We start from the raw sequence: 6,000 nt of genomic DNA on the forward strand, positions 1-6,000 counted from the left end.
GGTAGTTTTATTAAAATAAGTGCAAGGGTTTCAAGATGTTTCATTCAGAAACCTTGCACTTTATCAAAAAAACACAAGCATAAAGTGTTGAATTACAACATGTTTAGCGTTTTTCAGCAAGCCCTGGTTATTATTGTTGGTAAACACCAAAGAACCAATATAAACCTCCGATAACTGCAAGTCCTGCAAGTACTGCCAAAGTAATCTTAATCCAACTCCAAGGTCTTTCTCCTTGAACTTCTCCTGTTCTGGCATTAATCATAAATCTGTAAACTTTTTCTTTATATTTATATGCACTTAACCAAATCGGCAATAAAATATGCTTAAATGTAGTATTATAATATTGCGTATTAACTGTTGAAATTCTTTGATGATCTCCTCCGATATCTCGCCTTATATCACCTCTTATTACAGGATCCATTTTTCCTTTAGCTAATGTAAAACCGTCAGGTAAACCTACTTGATAAGTTTCACTTTTAAAACCTGCAAGATATTTAGTATCGTAAGGAACAAGGTTTTGCAAGTCCCAAGGTTCTAATTTATCAACATATTTTCTCGGTAAAGTATTGCTTGCCGGAACCATCACATCATCAAAAAATCTGGATACTCTTCCGCTTACCGAAGACCACCTTGTTTTCGTAACTGTTCTTGTTTTAGTTTGACCGTCTTCATAATATGTTTCAGTTGTTTGATAGTTATCTCCTCGTTGTCCTGTATAATTTGTTTTTGTGTCAGAATCATAAGTCCAATACGGAGTATAAATTCCTGCTAAATCTTCCGTTTGTCTTGCTTGTTTTTTTAATTTATTAGGAGCAAACCAAAGTTTTTTTAACCATGTTTTATATAGTGTAAAACCTTCTTTTTTTCCAATTTTAAAAGGAAGCATAGCTTTTGGGGCAATAACCTGTGAAGTATGTGCTTCTTTTGAAACAAGCGGGCTGCCGCAAAAATCACATTCATCTGAAACAACATTCGGGTCAAAAGAAGTTTCTGCACCGCAACCGTCACATTTTACGGTAGTAACTTCAATTTTAGGAGCAGTATCAACTTGTCCGTTTATATATGACTCGAAATCAATTTCTTGTATTGCATCATTACGTGCTTCTTCGTCAATTTCAATTTCATTTAAAGCACCGCAAAATTGGCATTCCAAGCTGTCTGTTCCGGGAGCAAAGTTTAATTTCGCACCGCAATTTTTACATACAATCTCATTTTGTTTGCTTTCGCTTACTTTTTTGTTTTCCATAATAGTAATATTGTTTATATGTAAGATGTTAATATTTTATAATGTCTCAAAACAGTTTTTCTTATAAACAAGAAACCGTTATTTATACAAATATAATATAACTAAACCAAAATACAATATATATACTTTTGATTTTATTAATTTCTTGTAAAAGACAGAGGGATATAAGAAAAAAGCAGTTCTTTAAAGAACTGCTTTTTAAATTGGATTTATATTGAAATTAGTTAACAATTAATTTTGAGAAAACTCTGTTTCCGTCATAATTTATTAATATAAAATAAATACCTTCTGAAACATTTGTCAGATTAACCGTGTTTAATCCTTTGCTCAGAATCCCCTTTTCAGTAATTACCTTGCCTGAAATATCGGTAACTTTATAACTTGCTTTATTAAAATCATTATTGAAAAGTATGTTAAACATTCCGTTATTCGGATTAGGATAAATTTTAATACCGAATGATTCCGGAGTATTAATTGATGAGGCTGTAACACTTAATGCTGCAGCATCAGAAGTTACGGAGGCAGAACAAATATTTGTAATTACAACATCATAGGAACCTGCATCTGCGGTAACTACTGAATTGATTGTAAGGCTGCTTGTTAAACTTCCGGATATATTACCTCCGTCTGTTAAATTATTTCCGTCCTTTTTCCACTGATAACTTAGGTTTGTACCATCAGCAGTTACGCTAAAATTAACATTATCACCTGCATTAGCATTAACATTTACAGGTTGGGAAGTTATTGACGGAGCAACGGCAAATGACAGAACTGCAGCATCTGAAGTAACAGGGCTTCCGCAATCGGCCGTACAAATACAAGTATAAGAACCTAAATCTCCGGAAGTTACACCTGTTATGGTATAACTTGAAGAAGTAGCCCCGGAAATATCACTTCCGTCTTTTTGCCATTGGTAATTTACGTTTGTCCCCGTAACCGAAATATTAAAAGTAACATCGTTTCCGTCACATGTTTCCGTACTTTGAGGTTGCGAAACTATAGCTGCAGGATAACATGTATAAGCAATGGTTGTTGCTCCCGGTTTTAAATAACATACATCCGTATTAAAGTATTCATAAACAGCAAGTTGGTATTCGGTTGATGGATTTAGTCCGGTAATATTTACTGATGTTCCCGTTCCGTTATACACCACAAAATTACCTGTACCTATCTCGTCCCCGCTTCCGAAAACTGAATTAGCCGCATAAACATTTCCGCTTGAAGGATTTGTATCAACAGGACCTGCCTCATGAGCTAATACAATTACGGCATCACCGTTTCCTCTTGTCCAAGAGACCGTTATGTCATTCAAGTTTTGTACACTTTGTCCAAAACCTGAAGCTTGAACAGACGGAGCATTACAAGCAGGTGTACCGTCAATTTGAACATCATCAATTGCAACTCCGTACCCATATTGTCCTGTTGCTTCAAAACCAATGTAATATGTCCCGCTTAAATTTGGTAAAATAATTGTTTCTTGTGTCCAAGCGGCAATATTATTTGTATATGTTTGTAATAAATTCCATGTTCCGCCTGAAGTTGTTTTATAATACACTCTCAACTCATCTTGGTCACCAGCCCAATCAGCTTGTGTATGCCAAAAAGTCAAAGTCGCATCAGCAAGATTTGACATATCAATAGCCGGTGTTATTAATTTGCTGACATCCGGAGTCCAAGAACTTACATAAAACAGAGCATTAAATACACCTGAATGTGCAGATGCCGGATTGCCGCTATTCCCGCCGTTTTCATAAGTCCAAGAAGTTCCTTCGTACGACCAACAAGTAGGCAGCACACCTCCTTCAAAATCTTCCGTGAAAGGAAATGAACTAATAATACCGCATAATGTTGTTGCATCAGCAATTACACCGGGAGAGTAAGAAGTTCCTCCGAGGTTAGACCAAGCTTTGTAAAAATATTGTGTGGATGAATTCAGTCCGCCATGATTTAAAGAGGTACTTGTACCGTAAGCCAATACTGTTCCGCCGCCGGGTATCGCATCTCCGATATTATATGTTGTTCCGTCAACAGGTGTTCCGAATGTTCCGTCAGCAGACCATGCAACTAAAACATTTTCTGAGTTACCGTTTAGAGTCCAACTAAGATCAATTTGAGATGTTGATACAGCATTTGCTGCGAAGTTAATCGGGTCTCCGGTTAAAGTTGTTCCGAGTGTCGTAATACCTGTTGTATAAGTATTATCTGACTTATACGACCAACCTTTATAATAATATGTTGTGGCAGGGGTTAAACCTGTATGATTATATGTAGTCGGTGTAGTACCGTAAGACAAAACAACTCCTCCTCCCGGTATTACATCACCTACATTATATGTCGTTCCGTCAACGGGTGTACCGAATGTTCCGTCAGATGACCAAACAATCAATGCGGGATTATTATTTGAATTTAAATCCCAAGATAAATCTATTTGCGTAGTACTTACACCTTGTGCAACAAAATTATTAGGGGCATCAGGCTCTGAAAATCTGAAAGAATAAATTTGAGTACCCGGAGTACCTCCTGATTTTAAATATTCACCTGTATGCCAGAACGTGTAACCGTCAGGGTCTAAATAAGTTTGAGAATAATCACCGTTTCTGTTTCCTCCTGTTTGAGAACCTGCACCGGCTTGAACAACTACCTCTGCAACCGGCAATGTACCTAAAGGATCAGAAGCATAACGTCCTGCATAAGCTAAACTCATATATATATCTGTCGAATTTGCTTTTGCATAACATAAAGCAATATCTCCTGCGTTATTCATAGCAGCACTACTCATCCAATAATAATCTGTTCCCGGAGCATAAATCCCTTGTTGATATATTGACCATTGATCAGTATTTTGATCTTGCCTCAGTTCACACCAAAAGATTCCTCTTTGAGTAGGACTTATTTGTACACCCCAACTTAAAACAACTGTATTATATCCTGCCCATTGTTTCCATTGTGCTCTGTACATAAGGCAACCACCGATTCCGTCTAATTTTTGAGTTGTTCCGGGTTGAGAAATGTCATCCCAGTTAGCATCATACGAGGCATCAAAAGAAGCTGTAGGTATCGCTCCTGCAGAAGTTACCGTCATTGACGGTGTTGCTCCCCATGTAACACTTGCATTGTAAATGTTTACAGCATCAATGTTTCCGCCGCCCCAACCATCGTCAGAATATGAGAATATAGGACAAGGTGTTCCTGCTCCGGGCATTACCCCGTCGGAAGCATCTGCAGGAAGAGGTACGAAAAAACCACTTTGCGGGGGAGAAAAAGATTGATAAATTGCTTCTGCACTTGCATCACCTGCTAACATTTTATCTCTGTTAAAAGCAAATATTTTTTGTGCATAATTTGCAGTCATATAATAACCGTCTTGCCAAGCAGAAAATTTTAAATAATCGGGAAAATCAGGAGATGAAAAAGTATATGTGTACCATGAGCCTGTAGGATCATTAGTAACGGATATTGCAATAAACATTTCGTTACTGCTTCCAAACTGACTTAAAAACCACCTGTCTGCTGCTTTATCATACAAAACAATAGGGTCTCCCGCATTTCCTGTTGAAGGAGTCCATAAATCCCCGAATGTTCCGCTTAGTAATTCTGTTCCTGTTTTATCATAAATAGCATAAGTTGTAGCATTAATCATTTGTATGTAATGATTAGGACTTGCTGCACCTGACGGATCAAAAGGTCTGAATGCAACACTCGGTTGTTGTCCTGCCCAATTTTGTATTAAACCTTTTGTTAAAGATTTTCCGAATTCTTTCTGAATAATTGAAGGATCTGAACCGTATTTCGGTCCGTCTTTTTCAACAGAATATTCAAATGTTTGAACAGGTCTGCCTTTTTTATCCGGATATTCAGAAAACGGATATGATTTATTTTCAATAATTGGGTGCTCGGCAACAATATCTCTTAAAGGTTTAGTGATGTTAAATTCCGAACAACGAATAACATGAGTTTCTTTATCCCAAGTTATGCTCATCATATTGTTGTTCTTTACCTTCTGGGAAAATCCGAAGTTTATGAACAGCAACATAATACCGGTAAAAAGTAAATTTCGCTTCATAATACGATAGAAATTAAATTATGTTAAATAAAACTAAGATGATTCTGTTATAAAATGGTTGCACAGTTTTAGTTTACCTTACCGCAAATCTTTTTTTTGAATAACTTCCGGCAGTAATTTATATTTGCACAAATTTAATATTATAAACGCATTAACTATTTATTAAAATGAAAAGAATATTTATTTTATTTTTTGCCGTAATAATTTCATTAAATATTGCTTCGGCTCAGATTACCGAAAAGGAAGACGATTTAAAGACGGTAAGTAAAGATACAACTGACGGATGGGAGAAGGGAGGTATATTCTCTTTAATATTTGGGCAAACCGGATTCTCAACTTATTGGGCAGCAGGAGGTATAAACTCAATTTCAATAAACGGTTTAGCAGGTTTACACGCCAATTATAAAAAAGGAAACATATTTTGGGACAATACTCTTGATTTAGGATACGGAAAAAAAATTCAAGGTAAAAAAGATAATCTTGCTTACTTAAAAATTGATGATAAATTTGATTTTGCATCAAAATTAGGTGTTAAAGCAACTGATAAGATGTACTATGCAGCATTCAATGTCGTTTAGTTAAGGATTAATCATAACTGTGTAAAAATAAGAAAAATATAATAAAAAGTTCTTTGAAATTTTGCTTTTTAAAAATAGTATTTATTTTTACGGTATATATAGGGGGTAAGTGT

3 protein-coding genes are annotated in these 6,000 nt (G+C 35.8%); 1 reads left to right on the forward strand and 2 read right to left on the reverse strand.

Going from position 1 to position 6,000, the window contains the following annotated elements:
* Positions 1–130: 130 nt before the first annotated feature.
* Together L3J35_10185 and L3J35_10190 are read right to left on the reverse strand one after the other, a co-directional pair.
* The gene (locus tag L3J35_10185) at positions 131–1,246 is read right to left on the reverse strand and encodes a hypothetical protein (protein MCF6366556.1); all 1,116 of its coding nucleotides are present in this window, start codon (positions 1,244–1,246) and stop codon (positions 131–133) included.
* Between the two features lie 220 nt (positions 1,247–1,466).
* Positions 1,467–5,309, reverse strand: coding sequence for an immunoglobulin domain-containing protein (locus L3J35_10190; GenBank protein MCF6366557.1), 3,843 nt, complete (start codon positions 5,307–5,309; stop codon positions 1,467–1,469).
* A 167-nt stretch (positions 5,310–5,476) separates the two neighbouring features.
* Here L3J35_10190 and L3J35_10195 point away from each other — a divergent pair, with 167 nt between their 5' ends.
* On the forward strand, positions 5,477–5,887 hold the full coding sequence (locus L3J35_10195; GenBank protein MCF6366558.1) for a DUF3078 domain-containing protein: 411 nt from the start codon (positions 5,477–5,479) through the stop codon (positions 5,885–5,887).
* Positions 5,888–6,000: the final 113 nt, after the last annotated feature.

This window comes from Bacteroidales bacterium (assembly GCA_021648725.1).
Lineage (GTDB): Bacteria > Bacteroidota > Bacteroidia > Bacteroidales > JAADGE01 > JAADGE01.